This is a genomic window from Streptococcus sp. K0074 (genome assembly GCF_048843365.1).
GTDB lineage: Bacteria > Bacillota > Bacilli > Lactobacillales > Streptococcaceae > Streptococcus > Streptococcus mitis_BM.
In genome coordinates this window covers 774,032-793,304 of sequence record NZ_CP184836.1, presented here as the reverse complement: position 1 = coordinate 793,304, position 19,273 = coordinate 774,032, and the positions used below count along the sequence as shown (strand labels likewise).

The 19,273-nt window shown below is 41.2% G+C and carries 21 protein-coding genes and 1 pseudogene; 2 read left to right on the top strand and 20 right to left on the bottom strand.

Annotated elements, in window-relative coordinates; translation table 11 throughout:
* Window positions 1–47 precede the first annotated feature (47 nt).
* Complete coding sequence (locus ACN076_RS03890; protein WP_420790158.1) at window positions 48–1,016, top strand: NAD(P)/FAD-dependent oxidoreductase; 969 nt, start codon at window positions 48–50, stop codon at window positions 1,014–1,016.
* Between the two features lie 551 nt (window positions 1,017–1,567).
* Complete coding sequence (locus tag ACN076_RS03885; RefSeq protein WP_420790157.1) at window positions 1,568–2,143, top strand: hypothetical protein; 576 nt, start codon at window positions 1,568–1,570, stop codon at window positions 2,141–2,143.
* A gap of 588 nt (window positions 2,144–2,731) precedes the next feature.
* On the opposite strand, the gene whiA is transcribed toward ACN076_RS03885, so the two are convergent.
* The 20 genes and pseudogenes from whiA to ACN076_RS03785 form a co-directional block, all read right to left on the bottom strand.
* Window positions 2,732–3,643: a DNA-binding protein WhiA gene (whiA, locus tag ACN076_RS03880; RefSeq protein WP_420790156.1), complete on the bottom strand. Its 912-nt coding sequence runs from the start codon at window positions 3,641–3,643 to the stop codon at window positions 2,732–2,734.
* A complete protein-coding gene (locus ACN076_RS03875; RefSeq protein ID WP_261046746.1) occupies window positions 3,640–4,617 on the bottom strand; it encodes a YvcK family protein in 978 nt (325 codons plus the stop codon). The genes whiA and ACN076_RS03875 overlap by 4 nt, the downstream gene beginning before the upstream one ends.
* Window positions 4,614–5,504 carry an RNase adapter RapZ gene (gene rapZ / locus ACN076_RS03870; protein WP_153192189.1) on the bottom strand — a complete coding sequence of 297 codons (891 nt, stop codon included), beginning with the start codon at window positions 5,502–5,504 and terminating at the stop codon, window positions 4,614–4,616. Before rapZ ends, ACN076_RS03875 begins: the two co-directional genes overlap by 4 nt.
* A 51-nt stretch (window positions 5,505–5,555) precedes the next feature.
* The gene (locus ACN076_RS03865; RefSeq protein ID WP_001140420.1) at window positions 5,556–5,936 is read right to left on the bottom strand and encodes a RidA family protein; all 381 of its coding nucleotides are present in this window, start codon (window positions 5,934–5,936) and stop codon (window positions 5,556–5,558) included.
* 9 nt (window positions 5,937–5,945) lie between these two features.
* Complete coding sequence (gene yihA, locus ACN076_RS03860; protein ID WP_000405202.1) at window positions 5,946–6,533, bottom strand: ribosome biogenesis GTP-binding protein YihA/YsxC; 588 nt, start codon at window positions 6,531–6,533, stop codon at window positions 5,946–5,948.
* 8 nt (window positions 6,534–6,541) lie between these two features.
* The gene (gene clpX / locus ACN076_RS03855) at window positions 6,542–7,774 is read right to left on the bottom strand and encodes an ATP-dependent Clp protease ATP-binding subunit ClpX (protein ID WP_025169664.1); all 1,233 of its coding nucleotides are present in this window, start codon (window positions 7,772–7,774) and stop codon (window positions 6,542–6,544) included.
* 36 nt (window positions 7,775–7,810) lie between these two features.
* Window positions 7,811–7,981, bottom strand: coding sequence for a hypothetical protein (locus ACN076_RS03850; protein ID WP_130897099.1), 171 nt, complete (start codon window positions 7,979–7,981; stop codon window positions 7,811–7,813).
* On the bottom strand, window positions 7,981–8,487 hold the full coding sequence (locus tag ACN076_RS03845) for a dihydrofolate reductase (protein WP_420790155.1): 507 nt from the start codon (window positions 8,485–8,487) through the stop codon (window positions 7,981–7,983). The genes ACN076_RS03850 and ACN076_RS03845 overlap by 1 nt, the downstream gene beginning before the upstream one ends.
* A gap of 130 nt (window positions 8,488–8,617) precedes the next feature.
* Window positions 8,618–9,136, bottom strand: a complete 519-nt coding sequence (locus ACN076_RS03840; RefSeq protein ID WP_000229881.1) for a Dps family protein — start codon at window positions 9,134–9,136, stop codon at window positions 8,618–8,620.
* Between the two features lie 230 nt (window positions 9,137–9,366).
* On the bottom strand, window positions 9,367–10,881 hold the full coding sequence (lytC, locus tag ACN076_RS03835; protein ID WP_420790154.1) for a choline binding-anchored murein hydrolase LytC: 1,515 nt from the start codon (window positions 10,879–10,881) through the stop codon (window positions 9,367–9,369).
* A gap of 33 nt (window positions 10,882–10,914) precedes the next feature.
* Window positions 10,915–11,673 (bottom strand): triose-phosphate isomerase, encoded by a 759-nt coding sequence (gene tpiA, locus ACN076_RS03830; protein WP_000087893.1) that lies wholly within the window; start codon window positions 11,671–11,673, stop codon window positions 10,915–10,917.
* Between the two features lie 97 nt (window positions 11,674–11,770).
* A complete protein-coding gene (locus ACN076_RS03825) occupies window positions 11,771–12,448 on the bottom strand; it encodes a DnaD domain-containing protein (RefSeq protein WP_261446897.1) in 678 nt (225 codons plus the stop codon).
* Between the two features lie 8 nt (window positions 12,449–12,456).
* Window positions 12,457–13,401 (bottom strand): homoserine O-acetyltransferase MetA, encoded by a 945-nt coding sequence (metA, locus tag ACN076_RS03820; protein ID WP_261446898.1) that lies wholly within the window; start codon window positions 13,399–13,401, stop codon window positions 12,457–12,459.
* 181 nt (window positions 13,402–13,582) lie between these two features.
* Window positions 13,583–14,095 carry an adenine phosphoribosyltransferase gene (locus ACN076_RS03815; protein ID WP_001049318.1) on the bottom strand — a complete coding sequence of 171 codons (513 nt, stop codon included), beginning with the start codon at window positions 14,093–14,095 and terminating at the stop codon, window positions 13,583–13,585.
* An 86-nt stretch (window positions 14,096–14,181) separates the two neighbouring features.
* Window positions 14,182–14,939: pseudogene (locus tag ACN076_RS03810) on the bottom strand (class I SAM-dependent methyltransferase).
* 426 nt (window positions 14,940–15,365) lie between these two features.
* Window positions 15,366–16,055: a 50S ribosomal protein L1 gene (gene rplA / locus ACN076_RS03805; protein ID WP_420790153.1), complete on the bottom strand. Its 690-nt coding sequence runs from the start codon at window positions 16,053–16,055 to the stop codon at window positions 15,366–15,368.
* Between the two features lie 207 nt (window positions 16,056–16,262).
* Entirely contained in the window at window positions 16,263–16,688 is a 426-nt protein-coding gene (rplK, locus tag ACN076_RS03800; RefSeq protein ID WP_001085807.1) for a 50S ribosomal protein L11, read from the bottom strand.
* A gap of 276 nt (window positions 16,689–16,964) precedes the next feature.
* A complete protein-coding gene (ldcB, locus tag ACN076_RS03795) occupies window positions 16,965–17,681 on the bottom strand; it encodes an LD-carboxypeptidase LdcB/DacB (protein ID WP_101784486.1) in 717 nt (238 codons plus the stop codon).
* A 2-nt stretch (window positions 17,682–17,683) separates the two neighbouring features.
* Window positions 17,684–18,154 carry an HIT family protein gene (locus ACN076_RS03790; RefSeq protein ID WP_420790152.1) on the bottom strand — a complete coding sequence of 157 codons (471 nt, stop codon included), beginning with the start codon at window positions 18,152–18,154 and terminating at the stop codon, window positions 17,684–17,686.
* Window position 18,155: 1 nt separating this feature from the next.
* On the bottom strand, window positions 18,156–19,193 hold the full coding sequence (locus ACN076_RS03785; RefSeq protein ID WP_060805870.1) for a M42 family metallopeptidase: 1,038 nt from the start codon (window positions 19,191–19,193) through the stop codon (window positions 18,156–18,158).
* Window positions 19,194–19,273 lie beyond the last annotated feature (80 nt).

The window sequence follows — 19,273 nt, the reverse complement described above, 5'->3', positions numbered from 1 at the left end:
GGAAAAATATGATAAAATAAACTGACTAGAAAAACAAAGGAGAAACCATGTCTCAACTCTATGATATTACCATTGTAGGTGGTGGTCCTGTCGGTCTTTTTGCGGCCTTTTATGCCCACCTACGCCAAGCCAAGGTCCAAATCATCGACTCTCTTCCACAACTAGGTGGACAACCTGCTATTCTCTATCCCGAAAAGGAAATCTTAGACGTCCCAGGTTTCCCAAACCTGACTGGAGAAGAGTTGACTAATCGCTTGATTGAACAACTAAACGGCTTTGATACCCCTATTCATCTCAATGAAACGGTTCTTGAGATTGAAAAACAAGAAGAAGGCTTTGCCATTACCACTTCTAAAGGAAGTCACCTATCTAAAACTGTTATCATTGCTATGGGTGGCGGTGCCTTCAAACCACGTCCTTTGGAACTAGAAGGCGTTGAAGGCTATGAAAATATCCACTACCACGTTTCCAACATCCAGCAATATGCTGGTAAGAAAGTGACGATTCTTGGTGGAGGAGACTCGGCTGTGGATTGGGCTTTGGCTTTTGAAAAAATTTCACCAACTACCCTTGTCCACCGCAGAGATAATTTCCGCGCCTTGGAACACAGTGTCCAAGCCTTACAGGAATCATCTGTGACCATCAAGACACCATTCGTCCCTAGCCAACTCCTTGGAGATGGAAAAACGCTCGATAAACTTGAAATCACAAAAGTCAAATCTGATGAAACAGAAACGATTGACCTAGACCACCTTTTTGTCAACTATGGTTTCAAATCTTCTGTCGGTAACCTTAAAAACTGGGGTCTGAACCTCAACCGCCACAAGATTATCGTCAACAGCAAGCAAGAATCTAGCCAAGCAGGTATCTATGCTATCGGTGACTGCTGCTACTATGACGGAAAAATTGATCTGATTGCAACAGGGCTTGGAGAAGCACCAACTGCTGTCAACAATGCCATCAACTACATTGATCCTGAGCAAAAAGTGCAACCAAAACACTCAACCAGTTTATAAAAAAGAACCACGAGTCACATAGGATTCGTGGTTTTAAAATGAACTACACCTCAAAAGTTAGACAGAAATACATCTAACTTCTGATATGCAGCCCACCTTCTCTTTGCTCTTGTTTGAATAAGAAATTTTTTTGCAGAATCATTAGATTATACAAAGTATTTCGTATCAGCCTTTTAAAAATCTATAAAAACTCTCCAACTATTCTATTATACCATATAAAAAAATATATATCTAGACTTGTTTTTTATTTTTTTTGATGTATACTAAGAATAGAAAGCGCTTTAAATTAAATAAAAGGAGGTTTTATGAGGAAAGTAAATAAGGACATTTTATTCTTAACTGGAATCATAGTTTTATGTTTTGGTTTTTTATTATTTCACATTAACCCCTATTATGCCGGGCCTGATGAGACACTGAAAGGAAGGATAACTTTATTCTTTTGGCATCTATATTGGAGACCTATAGGAACTCTCAGTATCTTTTCTGGTTGCATTATGACTTTCAAAGGATTGAAAAAATAATCTTTTGATCATGAAGAAAGGAAACTTTTTATGATTAAACTGAAAATATTGTTTTTCTCTGTACTATCAAGTCTATTATTCTTAGTCACAGCATCTACAGTTTTTGCTGATGTCTATCCTGGCACAAATTATGAAATTGTATCTAATCGTATTATAAAGGATATCAACACAGGGGAGTTACTCTCATTTTATACGACTGAACTTAGAGATGCCTATTTGGAGTCTAAATCTATGTATCAGACTCGTTCTAACGCGACTGGTGTTGCAGATTATAGAACTAAATACTCTCACTCTTACGAGAGCAGTGCCACATCAGGAGCTCTAAGTTCAACAGCCTATGGTGGAAAAGCTGGAGCTACCCTAACTATAGGTGCAGGTGCTAGCTTTTCTGCTCCGGAGTCTGGAGCTGGACTTAGTTTAAATCACTCAGTCTCCCATAACGTACCACCCTACACTTATGGTTATATTAGACTAAAAGCATCTTACACAGTAAACGTTCGTAAACTAGAAGTTAGATACTTAGGCACCAACAAATGGGTTCCAGCTGGTGAAACCTCTACTATATCGAATGTTAGCGTTTGGAGCGAACTGGTCACTTGGAAATAACTCATTAGAGACTGGGTAAAAACTCAATTTCAGGAGAAAATGAAATAAATTTTCTCACAATAAAACGCATAGTATCACGGTTTTCAATATCTGATATTATGCGTTTTTGATTTTAAAGAGCTAAATTTCTTAACTTAATGACATTGCTTTTTGCCTTTCCCCTTCTTTTTCAAAAAGCAAAAATGTCCTATCAAATTGATAGAGCATGTGATATCATAACGATGGCACTAACGATACGCCTTGGAAAAGGAGGTATTACAGATGCTAGAACTTCTCAAAATAGTACTTATCGCAGTCATCGAGAGTATCATCTCATGGCTGGTGACTCGTTGGTTAGACGATCACTTCGACAAGTAACTTTCCTGGTTAGTGCTATCTAACCCAGAAAAAATCCCCTTGGTATTGCAGTACCGAGGGGATTTCTGTTAGCACTAAAATGCTAGAACTTCTCAATTCCCCTTTATTATCTCACATGCTCTATTCAATTGTCAAGAAACAGGTTAATATTTTGTAAACTAGCGACATCAGGCTGTTAGAAAAATGGAATCAACCAATCATACTGATAATTCAAGGGCTTGTTTTATATCTTTATAGTTCATCGGCTATCTTGTTGATTTTTCTGAGTCTGTGGTTAACACCACTTTTGGTTAAAGGGTTGCTGAGGCTATCTGCTAACTGCTGGATAGAGTAGTCTGGATGCTGAATCCGCAACTGCGCCACCTCCTGCAAATCCACTGGCAGATTTTCTAATCCCATGATATCTTTGATTTTACTGATATTGTTGATAGTCTTCATGCTAGCAGAAACTGTCCGTGCGATATTAGCTGTCTCGGCATTATTGGCTCGATTGAGGTCGTTACGGGTTTCTCGCAAAATCTTAACTCGCTCAAAATCATCACGCGCCTGCATGGCTCCGATTACTATCAAAAAGTCCATAATGTCTTCAGCTCGCTGGAGATAGGTCACAGCCCCCTTCTTACGTTCAAGCACCTTGGCATCCAGCAAAAATTGCTGGAGAAGTGAGGCAATCCCTTGCGCGTGGTCCAGATAAACAGAACTGATTTCCAACTGATACTTGCCTGACTCAGGGTCACGAATGCTTCCATTTGCCAAGAAAGCACCACAGAGATAGGCACGACCTGCTTCCTCGTCTGATAAAATCTCCTCGTCAATACCTGTTTCCAGACCAAAAAAGGAGTCTGCCAAGTGCAAATCACTCAGCAGGTCCTGCACCTTTTCATCTGTAAAAACGGTATAGACTCGATTCTTGCGAAGATTGCTCCGTTGGTGGTGTCGGATTTCCGATTTGATTTGATAGAAATGGAGAAAGGACTCATAGAGGTGACGAGCCAGTTTGGCATTTTCTGTCACGACAGACAAGGTTAGGCCCGAGGTCGAGAGACCGATGCTACCAGACATCTTGATAATGGCAGATAATTCATGCCGGCTTAGATGGTGCTGACCTAGGATTTCTTCTTTAACTGCTACTGTGAAACTCATTTTCTCACCTGTATAATCCGCATCAACTCATCCACGAGCAAATCTCCATCGTGGAAGGCACCCCCATTTTCCAGACGAAGGAAGTTGGATGAAATCACTCGCGGAACCTGTTTACAAAGGCCATCAAAGTCATGTTCCACCTGGACCAAGTATTCATCAAAACGGTTGGAATTCATGTATTCCTGAGGCACTTTTTCGATATTCACCAAGACGGTATCGATAAAAGGTCGGCCAAGGTGACGATGCAAGACTTCCACGTGATCACTATCTGTAAAGTGTTCTGTCTCCCCACGTTGAGTCATGATATTGCAGACATAGGCGATTTCTGCCTTGGTTTCCAAAAGCGCCTGCCCAATTTCCTTAATCACGATATTAGGTAAAATCGAGGTAAAGAGAGAACCAGGACCTAGGACAATCATGTCACTTTCAAGAATGGTCTGTACCACTCGACGGCTAGCCAGAGGCGTATCATCGTTGAGGGTATTGGTCACATAAACATGATCAATCATGCCTGGATGGTCTGCAATATGACTCTCTCCAGCCACCTCTGTCCCGTCCTGGAAGACTGCGTGCAGGGTCAAGGGATGGTCACTGGAAGGATAAATCTTCCCAGTTGTGTGGAAAAATTTGCTTAGCAACTGCATGGCATTATAGGTCGAACCCTGCATTTCTGACAGGCCAGCGATAATGAGATTTCCCAGCGGATGGCCCGCAAAGGCTCCCGCATCCTCAGAAAAACGATACTGAAAGACCTTCTCATAAAACTTAGGCATATCTGACATGGCCACAAGGACATTACGAAGATCACCTGGTGGTGTCAATTGTTGCATATTTTTTCGGAGTTCACCTGATGAACCACCATCATCCGCCACCGTTACGATAGCAGCGATTTCCACATCTTTTTCCCGCAGACTTTTAAGAATGACAGGGATCCCAGTACCTCCACCAATCACCGTTATCTTTGGTTTTCTCATGAACGGTTTACCGTTTCCTTTCTTCGGTCTTTGTCACGATGCCCTTCATTAACAGGCCAATTCTTGGATAAGTCCTGCGCCAAGCGTTTAGCAAAGGCCACGCTACGGTGTTGTCCACCCGTACAACCCATGGCAATGGTCAAAACAGACTTCCCTTCCTTTTGGTAACTTGGCAAAATCGGCTCAATCAAGGCCAACAAATGTTGATAAAAATCTTCTGACTCAGGATGATTCATGACATAGTGATACACTGGTTCATCCACACCCGTTTGATTACGCAGTTCTGGTAGGTAGTAGGGGTTTGGCAAGAATCGGACGTCAAAGACCAAGTCTGCATCAATCGGGATTCCATATTTAAAGCCGAAAGACATGACTTCGATACGGAAAGACTGGGCTTGCTCTTGATCTGAAAACTGCTCTGCAATGGTTTTACGCAGTTCACGAGGAGTAAGTTCAGTTGTATCCACCACATTTTGGCTCATATTTTTCAAAGGCGCCAAGAGTTCACGTTCCAGCTTGATTCCATCCAAAATCCGACCATCTGCAGCTAAAGGGTGACTCCGTCTGGTTTCCTTGTAGCGCGCGACCAATTCCTTATCTGCTGCGTCCAAAAAGAGAATTTTAAAGTCCAGTTCTTCTTTATTTTCCAGCTCATCCAAAACAGCTTGAATCTCTGAGAAGAAAGAACGGCTACGCATATCCACTACCAAGGCCAACTTATGGTCGTCTTCCTTTGTTTCCACCAACTGCAAAAACTTAGGCAAGAGAGCTGGCGGCATATTATCAATAGTAAAATAACCCAAATCCTCAAAGGACTGAATGGCTACCGTTTTTCCTGCACCACTCATCCCGGTCACAATCACCAAGTGAAGTTGTTTCTTTGTCATCTTTTTCTCCTTATATCAAAAGAAGTTTGGCAACACCAAACTTCAACTAGCTTATCCAATCTCTGCGATGACTTCAATTTCGACTTTTACATCACGAGGAAGACGAGCTACCTCCACAGCTGAACGAGCTGGAAATTCCTCTTTAAAGGCCGTTTGGTAAACCTCGTTAAAAGGAACAAAGTCGTTCATATCGCTCAAGAAGCAAGTAGTTTTGACAACATGGTCAAAGTCAGTTCCTGCTTCTGCCAAAATAGCACCGATGTTTTTCAAGACTTGTTCTGTCTGTTCTTGGATAGTCTCTCCAACGATTTCCCCAGTTTCAGGAGAGAGAGGAACTTGACCACTAGCAAACAAAAGATTGCCAACGATTTTCCCTTGAACATAAGGCCCGATAGCCTTTGGAGCTTTATCTGTATGAATTGTTTTTGCCATTTCTTTCCCTCACAATTTTTCTAAGATTGCATCCCAAGCCTCATCCATCCCTGCCTTGCTGACAGATGAAAAGAGAATAAAGTCGTCACTTGGGTCAAAGTTTAATTTCTTTTTGATTGCTGATTCGTGTTTGTTCCATTTACCACGAGGAATCTTGTCCGCCTTAGTCGCCACAATGATGACCGGAATCTCATAATACTTGAGAAATTCGTACATCTGCACATCATCTGCTGACGGGTCATGACGAAGGTCAACTAGACTGACAACCGCACGGAGATTTTCTCGAGTCGTTAGGTACTCCTCAATCATGCGCCCCCACTTTTCACGTTCCTTTTTAGAAACACGAGCATAGCCATAACCAGGCACATCTACAAAGCGCATCTTGTCATCAATGTTAAAGAAGTTGAGAAGCTGGGTTTTCCCAGGTTTCCCTGACGTGCGAGCCAGATTCTTACGGTTGAGCATGGTGTTGATAAAGCTAGACTTGCCTACATTTGACCGCCCTGCTAGGGCAATCTCTGGCAATTCATCCTGCGGATAGTGGGATTTATTAGCCGCACTGAGCAAGATTTCAGCATTGTGTGTATTGATTTCCATAGTCACCTCTAGGCTGTTTCTAGGATTGGTTTATCCGTTCCATCGACAGCTTCTTTTGTGATGCGGACCAATTTCACATTTTCCTGACTCGGTACTTCAAACATGACATCTAGCATGGTTTCTTCAATAATCGAACGAAGACCACGCGCCCCTGTCTTGCGTTCAATGGCCTTATTGGCGATTTCTTGAAGAGCTTCGTCGTCAAATTCCAACTCGACATCGTCATAAGAAAGCAAGGTTTGGTATTGTTTGACCAAGGCATTTCTTGGCTCTTTCAAGATGCGAACCAAATCATCAACCGTCAATTGCTCAAGAGCTGCAAAGACAGGCAAGCGTCCAATCAACTCAGGAATGATACCAAATTTTTGAATATCTTCTGCGATGATTTCTTGCATGTATGAGCTATTTTCGTCAATTGCCTTGTTATTTTGACCAAATCCGATGACTTTTTCACCCAGACGTTGTTTGACAATTTCCTCGATACCATCAAAGGCGCCACCCACGATGAAGAGGATATTTTTAGTATCCACCTGAATCATCTCTTGTTGTGGATGCTTGCGTCCACCTTGAGGCGGTACGCTAGCGACAGTTCCCTCGATAATCTTGAGAAGGGCTTGTTGCACCCCTTCACCAGAAACGTCACGTGTGATCGATACGTTCTCACTCTTCTTAGCAATCTTGTCAATTTCATCCACGTAGATAATCCCACGTTCTGCACGTTCGATGTTAAAGTCAGCAGCCTGCAAGAGTTTAAGGAGGATATTTTCCACATCCTCACCTACATAACCAGCCTCCGTAAGAGCTGTCGCATCTGCGATCGCAAAAGGCACATTCAAGCTTTTAGCCAAGGTCTGGGCAAGGAATGTTTTCCCAGAACCAGTTGGGCCAATCATCAATATGTTTGACTTCTGCAAATCCACATCTTCCGACTCTTCACGCGTATCGTGGAAATTGATGCGTTTGTAGTGGTTGTAAACCGCCACAGCTAAGGCACGCTTGGCACGATCTTGACCGATTACATAGTGGTTCAAGATATGGAGGAGTTCGATTGGTTTTGGTACCTCAGACAAGTCTGCCAAGACTTCCTCAGCCAACTCCTCCCGAATGATTTCCTGGGCCAACTCCACACATTCATTACAGATAAAGGCGTTGTTGCCTGCGATTATTTTTTGTACTTCTTCTTGGCTTTTGCCACAAAATGAGCAATAAACCATCATATCATTATTCCTAGTTGTAGGCATGATTTCCTTCCGTTCTATTCTATGCTGTCATTCTATCTAAAATAAGGTCATGTAAAAAGCGTGGATACTATTGACCAAATTGGTAAAGGCATTTAACCAGAGCAGGACAGAAAGTCCATAACGCTTTTTACGAAAAGACTGTGCTCCAGCGAGCAAACAGACCAAGCACAGCATGGCTGTGAAAAAACCAAATATACTACGTTCCATTAGACTTCCTTTCTCTTGCGGTATTGCATGGTAAAATCATAAGGATTCTTCTCATCTTTGGTGTAGGATTTGCTTGAAACTGTCTCAAAAAGAGACAAGTTAAACTCTTCAGGGAAATAGGTATCTCCCTCCACCCGAGCATGAATTTGAGTCACAATCACTTCGTCAAGGTAGGGCTCAAAAGCCTGAAAAATTTGCTTTCCACCGATAATATAGAGATTCTTTTCTTGACCCTGATACCAGTCGAGAACAGACTGGATATCATAAAAAGTAGTAACCCCATCTGTCTTTTCTTCCGGGTTACGTGTCAAAATCAAGGTCTCTCGTTTTGGAAGCAAGCGACGTCCCATCCCATCAAAGGTCACGCGCCCCATCAAGATAGCATGATTCAGAGTTGTTTCTTTGAAGTGTTGCAGTTCTGCTGGCAAATGCCAAGGCAGACGATTGTCCTTACCAATCACACCCTCTTCATCCTGGGCCCATATAGCTACAATTTTCTTAGTCATGCTTCCATCCTTTTCACTGATAGTACTATTTTATCAAAAAACTCAAAAAAAGACTGGTTTGGGATAGCTTACAAGATAGAAAAAATCTGTAAGAAATTTCTTACAGATTTATATATGTTGCTATTATTTCTTACAAACCAGGTGCTTGTCCCAATTCTGCTGCAAGCATCCAGATTGTTTTATCAGTTTCAGTTTTAGCATCTGCAAAGATACCGTTTGTCACATCGTCACCTTCTTCATCAGTGACATCCAAACCTTTTTGGAAGAGTTCTGACAAGTAACGGTAGATAGCAAGGACACGTTCCAAGCTTTCTTCAACATTACGGTATTCACCAGCTTCTTCTTCGATTTCACTGTTTTGAAGGAATTCTGTCAATGTTGAGAATGGGCTACCACCAAGTGTAATCAAGCGTTCGCTGATTTCATCCAATTGACCATCAAGAGCTTCCATATACTCATCCATTTTTGGATGCCATACAAGGAAACCACGACCACGCATATACCAGTGTACTTGGTGCAAAGCAACGTGAGCTACGTACAAATCAGCAACAGCTTGATTCAATACTTCCTTTGTTTTTGCCAATGCTACTGGTGCTGCTTTTGTTAATGATGTTACGTCTTTTACTGCTTCTTTTTTCAATTCTACCATTTTCTTTACCTCATTCATTATTTTTTGTAACCACTTCTTAATGATTACTATCTTAGTATACTACTAAGAAAAACCAATAGCAAGCCAAAAGACTCACATGAGAAAAGTTGCAATAGACTGATAATTTAAGAATTATTTGAATGAAACCCAGTCACTTTCAAACTCTCTTAACAGAGATAAAATAAAGAAGAGAGCATACAATTTGTAGGCTCTCTTCTCAGTTTTACAGATTAATACCAGACGCTGACATCCACACGTCCTCGAATCCCTTTAAGAATGTCAGATGAAGTATATTGCCATCCTTTTTCTCCTGAATAATGAGGATTATTCCAATCAAGCGCATCCGTATAGGCTGCAACCCAGTTTACATGTTGTAAAATATTTGGATGATTCAAACGAGTTTGCAAAAGTTGACGGTAGCTATAGACTTTCACATTTTGATAACCAGCCTGTTTCATTGTTGCCATATACTTGTTGATAATCTTGACCCAGGTTCCAGTATCACTTGGAGCTCTCTTGGTCTTATTGCCATATTCCCAATTCTCAACATCGTAGTAGATAGGGTAAGACAAGTTCATCTTGTATTTTTTCAAGAGTTCAATGGTTTGATTAGCATCATTCTCAGCATCGGTCTCATTTTCAGCATAAGTATAAAGGTAAACACCGTAAGGAATTCCAAGACGGTTTAACTCCTTAATATTATGAGCCAATTCCTTGTCCTCAGTTCCACTATAACCCAAACGAACAATAACTCCATCAACGCCATTATCATCAATGACTTTTTTCCAATCACTGATCCGACCATTGTGCTCACTGACATCAATAACTTTTTTAACTTGATCAGTCCCAACTTGTTCTTCACGATGGTTAAAGAAATAACGTCTGCCATTTCGGTGAACCCAGCCAACATTCAAGTCTTTCTTTTCTTTTAACTCACCTGAGTCAGAAAAAATATAGAGAGCATCATCCATGACTAATTCACCAGTCGCCATAGCACCACTTCCTGTCAAATAGTAGTTACCCTGCCACTCATCTTTAGCCATGTAACCCCACTTCTTGAAATAGTACCACTTGCCGTCTACCTTTTGCCACTCTTGATTTGCATAAGAACCATCAGACTTGAGATAGAAGTAAGACGAATAGGCTGGATCATAGAGCCATTCATTTTGCATCATGGCACCTTGACCATTTAGGAAATAACTTCCTTGCCATTGACTTTTAGCTAAATAGCCCCATTTTTTAAAATAGTACCATTTACCTCCAACAGAATGCCATTCCTGGTTAGCATAAGAACCATCGGACTTCAGGTAAAACCAATTCTTATAGGCGTTATCATAAACCCATTCATTCTTAGCCATATAGCCACCTGATTTTAGGTAGTAATTGCCCTGCCACTCATTTTGAGCATAACGACCGTCTGACTTAATATAAAACCAAGCCTTATAGTAGTTATCAAAAATCCACTCACTCTTGGCTTTGGAACCATCAGCCTTTACATAATAATCCCCCTCCCAGTGGGCAGAAGCATTGGTCTTTACTCCTGCGCTCGTTTGAGTTTTGTTAGAAGACTGATTTTGCTCTGAACTACTTGAAACTGTCCTTGCATCCTGCGAAGTTTTTGCTACTTCAGTTTCATTTGCAGCTACATGACTAACTGCCAAGCCTAGTAAAAAGATACTCGCTAATCCAATTTTTCCAATCTTTGTTTTCAATCTTTCCTCTCCTATAAAAAATGGAACAGACATCTGAATGCTGTTCCACCTAGCTTTTGCTACTGATTATTTTACAAAGTCAAGCAAAGCCAAGAAGCTTTCTGCTTCAAGTGACGCACCACCTACAAGGGCACCGTCAACGTCTGGGCAAGCCATGTATGAAGCAACATTTTCAGGTTTAACAGAACCACCGTATTGAACACGAACTTTGTCTGCAACTTCTTGACCAAAGTCAGCAGCTACAACGTCACGAACAACTTTACACATTTTTTGTGCATCGTCTTGTGAAGCTGATTTACCAGTACCGATAGCCCAGATTGGCTCATAAGCGATAACTGAGGCAGCAACTTGTTCAGCAGTCAATCCAGCCAATGCAGCAGATACTTGAGCACCTACAAATTCAGCAGCTTTACCAGCTTCATAAGTTTCAAGTGACTCACCACAACAGATGATTGGAAGCATACCGTTTGCAAAGATTGCTTTAGCTTTTTTGTTGATATCTTCGTCAGTTTCATGGAAGTAGTCACGGCGTTCTGAGTGACCGATAACAACATAGTCAGTACCGATTTCTTTCAAAACTTGTGGGCTTGTTTCACCAGTGAAGGCACCTGCATTTTCAAAGTAGCAGTTTTGAGCAGCAACCTTAAGGTTTGAACCTTTTGCAGCAGCAAGAACAGTTGTCAAATCAAGAGCTGGAGCTGCGATACCTGCTTCAACAAGATCTGATGAAGGAAGTTTTGATGCAACTGCTTCAACGAATGCTTTAGCTTCTTCTGGATTTTTGTTCATTTTCCAGTTACCAGCGATAAATGGTTTACGTGACATTTCACATACCTCTTTTTTCAATTTATTTTCTATTTATTTTATCACAATTAGACACAGCTTGCAAATCTTACTCGGATTTCAAGATTGCTTACATGGATTAATCCTTCCATAGATCCATGGCATTTCGGAAATCTGCAGATACCTGTGTCAACTGAGGATTGCTTGCTTCTCTCTCTACCCGTTTAGCCTCGATTTGAGCCACACTTTTGATACCTTCATGGCGCCAATTTCTCAAAATCGCCTGAATGTACTTCCAGTTTGGTTTTCCATTCAAAACAGCTTCACGAAGAGCTTCTTTAATCAAGTCAGCACTAGTTCCATCTTCCTTTAGCGTCTTGGTCAAATCCTCAATCTCAAAAGGGGTCAATAAGCGCCCCAACTCCTGCTGGAAGGTTTCCACCAAATCCTTGAGCTGATTTTGAGGTGTCAACTGGTCTGAACTTGAATGAGCAACTCCAAGCAAGTCATCCAAACGTTCCAAAGCCAAACTAGCATCAAAAAGCAATTCAATTTCACCATTCAATTCAATCGTTCGATACTGAAGCAGTCCCCTTTCCGTCAGATTGGAAATGGCCTGGTTGACATCTGAAATTTCCTTGCCAATCCTTTCAGCAATCTGGCTTGGCGACATTTCTTCTAAGCCTGTCGTATTTTGCAAATAGAAAAATTGCCAGACCAGAAAATCGTCGCTAGAAGGAAAGAGTTCCTTAAAATGCAAGAGCAGGGCACTCGGTAAAACCAAGTTCCCTGATTTAAAAGCGTCTAAATATGTCATAATTCCTCTTATAAATACCCAAATGCGGATGCATCATCTTCTATTTTTCTCCAGTCAAAAGGGGTTTCCTGATAGACCGCATAATTCACCCAGTTACTGAAAAAGAGGGCTGCTGATGAAGACCAACACAAACAAGGGGTCTGATTAACATCATTATCCTTAAAGTAATTTTCTGGAACATGAGGATCTAAACCTGCATCACGATCCCTAAAATACTCTTTTGCCAAGGTATCACGGTCATATTCCAAATGCCCAAAACTATAAATTTCTCGTAAATCCCGACTGGCCAAAATCGAAACCCCAACCTGCGGGCCCTCTGATAAAATCTCAAGATTGGTTTTATTTAAGACCTCTTCCTTAGAAATCTCCGTATGCCGAGAATGAGGGGATACGTAGCTATCGTCAAATCCTCTAAAGAGAAGATGACCTTCCTTTAAAGTGTCCTGAGGATAGATACCCGATAACTTACTGTCCATCTGGTGTTTTTCCACTCCATAGCGAAGATAAAGTCCAGCCTGAGCTCCCCAACAGATATGAAGCGTCGAATAGACATGAGTCTTGGACCACTCAATTACCTGACTGAATTCCTCCCAATAGTCCACTTCCTCAAATGGTAAATGCTCAACCGGAGCACCCGTGATAATCATCCCGTCAAAATACTCGTCCTTGACTTCAGGAAAAGTTTTGTAGAAAGTCTCCATGTGTTCTGAACGAGTAGTCTTAGAGCGATGGCTCTCCATATAGAGAAAATCAATATCCAGTTGCAGGGGTGTATTAGCCAAATGGCGCAACAACTGGGTCTCTGTCACCATTTTCTTGGGCATAAGATTTAAAATCAAAATCTTCAAGGGACGGATATCTTGGTGGGCAGCACGTTGATCATCCATGACAAAGATATTCTCTGTCCGTAAAATCTCAACGGCTGGTAGTTTCTTATCAATTCGAATCGGCATAACCCTCTCCTAACTGTACTTTTCAGGAATCATTGCATATGTTTGAAGCTAAAACTCAAACACTTAGTCCTTTTATTATACTGCAAGAAGATATAGTTTTCAATTATAGTTTTTCTCTAACTAGCTATAGTTTATTTTTATAGCCTAATGTAGAGAAAACAGCCCTAGGGACTGTTTTTCATTAATAATGCATCAAAACTTTGTAATCGTAGTCACCGATTTTTTCACGGCCGTTCAATTCATCCAATTCAACAAGGAAGGCACAACCTGCCACAACACCACCAAGTTTTTCAATCATCTCGATGGTTGCCTTAACCGTTCCACCTGTCGCCAAGAGGTCATCTACGATAAGAACACGCTGACCTGGCTTGATGGCATCCGCGTGCATAGTCAAGGTATCAACACCGTATTCTTTTTCATAGTCAGCAGAAATGACTTCACGTGGCAATTTCCCTGGCTTACGAACAGGAGCAAAACCAATTCCCAACTCAAAGGCAACAGGACAGCCCACGATAAATCCACGAGCCTCAGGACCTACAATCATATCAATTTTCTTGTCAGTAGCATACTGAACGATTTCACGAACAGCGTAGCTATAAGCATTTCCATCAGCCATCAAAGGACTAATATCACGGAAAGTAATACCTTCCTTCGGATAATTTTCAATTGTTGCAATGTAATCTTTTAAATTCATCTTTTTCTTTCTTTCAAAGTTTTTTACTCTCTATTATAGCATATTTTTTAAGAAAGAAAAAAGGAAAAGTTAACTTCAATGATTATCTAACGATTTGACGATTTATGACTAGCCATAGCAATAAAGCCCAAGTTCTGTTTATTCTTATCAAACATTTTATACATAGTTAAAAACTGCTTTCTATTCTCCTTTTTACAAGCATTTACACAAATTTTCAAGGTTCCTAGCCAACCTTCGTCATAAATCATACCCGATAATTTCATTAATGTCATTTCACCAGTCAATACTTTCACATCACAATAACCTGATTCTATCATCACCTCTTCCCAACCATCTTGAGTTAAAGGACCCACATTTACATGAATTGCTTGTGACAGTTCCTGTCTGACAGACTCTTTAGCTTCCTTAAGAAACACATCATGTGTCAAGAGAAGACCCTCAGGTTTTAAAACCCTTAGATATTCCATTACACATTTTTCTTAGCTTGATCGGCTTGCATAGTCAGCATAGCTTCATTTATAACAATATCAAAACTAGTATCTTCATAAGGAAGTTTCATTGCATTAGCTCTTTCAAAACTGATTAAATGAGCAACACCTGCCGTTTCAGCAGATTTTTTAGCCACTTCTAAAGCTTGAGCATCCATATCAACAGCAGTTATCTTACAACCAAAACGCTGTGCCAACTCAATTGCTGTAGTTCCCCTATTACACGCAACTTCTAGTATTCTCTTTTCTTTTGAAAATCCTCCTTCCGCAATTAACCAATCTGTAGCACGTTTTCCACCTGGACGTAAGCGTTTTTTCCCTAGTTTTGCTAAAAACTTATGACCTGCTTCTGACATTTGAACACCTCTATTTTTTCTTCATTATAACATAAAATGATATTATCTAACAATTCTAATCTATTATTTGATGAACTATAATCAAACGCATACAAACCACCATGACTATAGCATAAATTTATTATTACCTCTCTAGTTCGAATTCAATTCCTCCCATCATTTACACATTCAGGTTACGACTATTTTTGTACTTTGGAATTGCTCTCTTCTTCATCCGCTATACGAACCTCCACCTTCCTGTTCGTAGAGCCACGATTTCTCTATCCCTTCCTATCCCCGCTACCTCACGATAGTCAGGCTTGGGAATCGCTATTGGGTTCACCGGTAGCGGGTGCCTACGGAGGAATTACACCTCAGATATACGACAGCCCGTCGTACCTAAAAAAACGAGCACTTTCGTACTCGTTATCTGATATAAACTACTGATTAAAGTGAGTTTACGTCAACTTTGATACCAACACCTTGAGTAGTTGTAATAGTCAAGTTTGTTACGTAAGTTCCTTTAGCTGTAGCTGGTTTTGCTTTTTGGATTGTTTCGTTGAAAGCTTTGAAGTTTTCAACCAATTTTTCAGCTTCAAATGATACTTTACCGATGATTGCTTGAACGTTACCTGCACGGTCAGCACGGTAAGTGATTTTACCACCTTTAGACTCTTCAACCGCTTTTGCAACATCCATTGTTACAGTACCAGTTTTAGGGTTTGGCATCAAGTTACGTGGTCCAAGGACACGTCCAAGACGTCCAACAAGAGCCATCATGTCAGGTGTAGCGATAACTACGTCGAAGTCCAACCAACCGTCGTTGATTTTAGCAACAAGGTCATCTTCACCAACAAAGTCTGCACCAGCAGCTTTTGCTTCTTCAGCTTTTGCACCGCGTGCGAAAACAAGAACGCGTGAAGTTTTACCAGTACCGTTTGGCAATACCATTGCTCCACGGATTTGTTGGTCAGCTTTTTTAACGTCGATGTTCAAGTTGTAAGCAGCTTCTACAGTTGCGTCAAATTTTGCAAAGTTAGTTTCTTTTGCAAGTGCTACAGCTTCTTCTACGCTGTATGCTTTTGTGCTGTCGATTTTCTCAAGAGCAGCACGAAGTTGTTTGCTTTTTTTAGCCATTTTCTATTCTCCTTGTAAGTGGTTCAATCGATTTTCATCTCCCACGTCACTCCTCGAAATGATGAAGTCTTGCGGGTTATCAGTCTATTATTTTTCTTTTCCTACGTCGTTAAATTCCCTTGCTGTACCCAAGTACAAGCATCAGTCACTTACCTAGTATGAAAAGCAACTAATAGACTGCTGTGAGATTTTCTACTGTGTTATTGATTAGTCAACAACAGTGAATCCCATAGAACGAGCAGTACCTTCGATCATACGCATTGCAGACTCTACGTTTGCTGCGTTCAAATCTGGCATCTTAGTTTCTGCAATTTCTTGTACTTGTGCACGAGTAACTGTAGCAACTTTAGTTTTGTTAGGTGTACCTGATCCTTTTTCAACACCTGCAGCTTTTTTCAAAAGAACAGCAGCTGGTGGTGTTTTAGTGATGAAAGTAAATGATTTATCTTCGTAAACTGAGATAACAACTGGAATGATCATACCAGCTTGGTCAGCTGTACGAGCGTTGAACTCTTTTGTGAATCCCATGATGTTGATACCAGCTTGACCAAGAGCAGGTCCAACCGGTGGAGCTGGTGTAGCTTTACCAGCAGGGATTTGCAATTTTACAAGTTTTTCGACTTTTTTAGCCATTTTTAAATCCTCCTTTGTGGTTTTGGCGGTAATTAAAGATTTTTACCTCCCACAAGTATGCTTTTCACATACCCATCTATTATACACTATTTATCTAGAATTGCAAGAGAAAAGTTTATTTTTTATACTCAATAAAAATCAAAGAGCAAACTAGGAAGCTAGCCGCAGGTTGCTCAAAACACTGTTTTGAGGTTGTAGATGGAACTGACGTAGTCAGTATCCTACACATACGGCAAGGCGACGCTGACGTGGTTTGAATTTGATTTTCGAAGAGTATTAATCGACATAATCTCCGCCTTCAAAGCCGTAATACTCTTCCAAACTGAGACCACTTGCAGCTATTTCTTTTGCTTCTTTTCCGACATAACGAAGGTGCCATTCTTCAGCCATATAGCCTGTTTCCTTTTCCTTGCCTTTGAGATAACGAACAACAAAACCATAATCAGCCGCATGGTCCAAGAGCCATTGGGCCGCTTTTTCTTCTGTCACCAAATCACCATTTGTCCCAATCACATCAAAAGCCAAGCCTGTCTGGTGCTCGCTATAGCCAGGACGGGCAGAATAACGGTCGGCAGCTTCTTTCCCATCTTGATTGACATAATCTTGATAGAGCTTAGTCTGAGTTTCATAACTTCTAAAGCCACTGTAATGGTCGCTAATGGGGAAACCTGCCTCTTGCATAGCTTTGATGAGTTTGACCAACTCTGCCTTGGCTGTTGGATTTTCCCCTGGATTATAGTCTTTAGACAATGGATAGTGTTTGTTGGCTACGATGATTTCATCGTATTTGCCTTGGATGCTGTAGTAGTCTCCTTTGTTAACCACTTCTGCTTTTTTCTGGGCAGCTCCTTGAGATTTACTATCGACTGTTCCATCATCTTTAGCTGTTTGTTCTGTCTTAGCTGCGCCATCTTCATTTTTTACTTTTTCTTGTGAACAAGCTGCTAGACTCAAGGCTAGCAAAGCTGTCAAGATAAGGTATCTTTTTTTCATTTCTACTCCTTTATTTCTAATAGTTTATCTACTTCTGACGATAAACATTCGACTAATCTTTTAATCTCTTCCGGTTTTGCTTTGCAGGTTTCTGCTGTCATTTCTTCAAAGGGAACCCACCAAACTGGACCACGTCCCTTGAGACCATGACCATTCATATCACCTCTTCGTCTAGGAAAAAGATGCCAGTGGAGATGGGCATCGCCATTTCCTAGCAGTTCGATATTCATTTTCTCAGCAGCAAAGGCCTTGGCAACTGCCTCTTGGACTAGACTCATTTCTTCGAGAAAACGGAGTCTTGTTTCCTTTTTCAAATGGTGCAATTCCGTGACGTGTTCCTTGGCTAGAAAGAGACTATAGCCTTCAAAATACTGATGGTCTCCAATCACAAGATAGCCTGTTTCCAACTTTTTGACAAAATAGGGATTTTCCCCAGCCTTGATGAGCTCAATTCTCTGGCAAATAAGGCACATATCAATCTACCAAATTGCTTCTAAGATAAGCATCGACCATTCGTTCTGTTGCGACCACCGAATCAATATGGGTACGCTCATAAGAATGACTAGACTCAATACCAGCACCGAGAAGGGCGTGTTTAACCTCTGCCCCTGCGGACATGGCTGCTGAAGCGTCCGAACCATAAAATGGATAGATGTCCAGCTTAAATGGAATATCTTGCTCTTTCGCCAAGGCAACCAAATGTTGACGGAAGTCATAGTGATAAGGACCTGAAGCATCCTTGACACAGATGGACACTGTGTACTCATCTGTCTGCTGGTCATCGCCCATGGCTCCCATGTCCACAGCCAGATATTCAACTACTTGATCAGGAATGCTAGAGTTTGCACCGTGTCCCACTTCTTCAAAGACTGAAAAAGCAAAATGGGTTGTTACGGGCAACTCAATCTTCTCTTCCTTATAAATACGAAGCAGGTTAAGCAAAATCGCCGCGCTGACCTTGTCATCCAAATGGCGAGACTTGATAAAACCTGTCTCTGTCACGACAGTTCGTGGGTCAAAACTGATAAAATCACCGACCTCAATGCCAAGAGCACGAGTTTCTTTTTCACTGGTTACTTTGGCGTCCAAACGCACTTCCATATTGTCCTGAGTGCGTTCTGCAGTTCCTGCATCCTTATAGACATGACAAGAAGTTTGGTGGATGAGGATGGTGCCTGATACCTTTTGACCTGTGCTTGCCACATGAACGATACAGTTTTCTCCTTCAATCATGTTCCAAGGAAAGCCACCGATACGGTCCATTTTGAGACGGCCATCTGGTTTGACAGCACGGACAATAGCACCAAGCGTATCTACATGGGCAGTCACATAGCGATGCTCTTCATCATTTTGACCTTTGATAGTTACATTGACACCGCCCTTGGCTGTGCGAACTGGCTGGTAACCAAAACCTTCTAAAGTCTTGACTAAATAGTCCGAAACCTCACGAGTGAAGCCCGTTGGCGACGCAATGGCTGTCAGTTCTTTGATATATTCTACTGTTTGATTCATTTCTTCACCTCTTTTGCTACCTATTATAACACATTTATCATCGGATAAAAAAAGAAAATCACTCCTGTAGACTTGGCTAC

What these genes read in the sequence shown, in the direction of transcription:
- ACN076_RS03890 (WP_420790158.1), top strand. Translation starts at nt 48, where the DNA reads ATGTCTCAACTCTATGATATTACCATTGTAGGTGGTGGTCCTGTCGGT.
- ACN076_RS03885 (WP_420790157.1), top strand. Translation starts at nt 1,568, where the DNA reads ATGATTAAACTGAAAATATTGTTTTTCTCTGTACTATCAAGTCTATTA.
- whiA (WP_420790156.1), bottom strand. Translation starts at nt 3,643, where the DNA reads ATGAGTTTCACAGTAGCAGTTAAAGAAGAAATCCTAGGTCAGCACCAT.
- ACN076_RS03875 (WP_261046746.1), bottom strand. Translation starts at nt 4,617, where the DNA reads ATGAGAAAACCAAAGATAACGGTGATTGGTGGAGGTACTGGGATCCCT.
- rapZ (WP_153192189.1), bottom strand. Translation starts at nt 5,504, where the DNA reads ATGACAAAGAAACAACTTCACTTGGTGATTGTGACCGGGATGAGTGGT.
- ACN076_RS03865 (WP_001140420.1), bottom strand. Translation starts at nt 5,936, where the DNA reads ATGGCAAAAACAATTCATACAGATAAAGCTCCAAAGGCTATCGGGCCT.
- yihA (WP_000405202.1), bottom strand. Translation starts at nt 6,533, where the DNA reads ATGGAAATCAATACACACAATGCTGAAATCTTGCTCAGTGCGGCTAAT.
- clpX (WP_025169664.1), bottom strand. Translation starts at nt 7,774, where the DNA reads ATGCCTACAACTAGGAATAATGATATGATGGTTTATTGCTCATTTTGT.
- ACN076_RS03850 (WP_130897099.1), bottom strand. Translation starts at nt 7,981, where the DNA reads ATGGAACGTAGTATATTTGGTTTTTTCACAGCCATGCTGTGCTTGGTC.
- ACN076_RS03845 (WP_420790155.1), bottom strand. Translation starts at nt 8,487, where the DNA reads ATGACTAAGAAAATTGTAGCTATATGGGCCCAGGATGAAGAGGGTGTG.
- ACN076_RS03840 (WP_000229881.1), bottom strand. Translation starts at nt 9,136, where the DNA reads ATGGTAGAATTGAAAAAAGAAGCAGTAAAAGACGTAACATCATTAACA.
- lytC (WP_420790154.1), bottom strand. Translation starts at nt 10,881, where the DNA reads ATGTCTGTTCCATTTTTTATAGGAGAGGAAAGATTGAAAACAAAGATT.
- tpiA (WP_000087893.1), bottom strand. Translation starts at nt 11,673, where the DNA reads ATGTCACGTAAACCATTTATCGCTGGTAACTGGAAAATGAACAAAAAT.
- ACN076_RS03825 (WP_261446897.1), bottom strand. Translation starts at nt 12,448, where the DNA reads ATGACATATTTAGACGCTTTTAAATCAGGGAACTTGGTTTTACCGAGT.
- metA (WP_261446898.1), bottom strand. Translation starts at nt 13,401, where the DNA reads ATGCCGATTCGAATTGATAAGAAACTACCAGCCGTTGAGATTTTACGG.
- ACN076_RS03815 (WP_001049318.1), bottom strand. Translation starts at nt 14,095, where the DNA reads ATGAATTTAAAAGATTACATTGCAACAATTGAAAATTATCCGAAGGAA.
- rplA (WP_420790153.1), bottom strand. Translation starts at nt 16,055, where the DNA reads ATGGCTAAAAAAAGCAAACAACTTCGTGCTGCTCTTGAGAAAATCGAC.
- rplK (WP_001085807.1), bottom strand. Translation starts at nt 16,688, where the DNA reads ATGGCTAAAAAAGTCGAAAAACTTGTAAAATTGCAAATCCCTGCTGGT.
- ldcB (WP_101784486.1), bottom strand. Translation starts at nt 17,681, where the DNA reads ATGAAAAAAAGATACCTTATCTTGACAGCTTTGCTAGCCTTGAGTCTA.
- ACN076_RS03790 (WP_420790152.1), bottom strand. Translation starts at nt 18,154, where the DNA reads ATGTGCCTTATTTGCCAGAGAATTGAGCTCATCAAGGCTGGGGAAAAT.
- ACN076_RS03785 (WP_060805870.1), bottom strand. Translation starts at nt 19,193, where the DNA reads ATGAATCAAACAGTAGAATATATCAAAGAACTGACAGCCATTGCGTCG.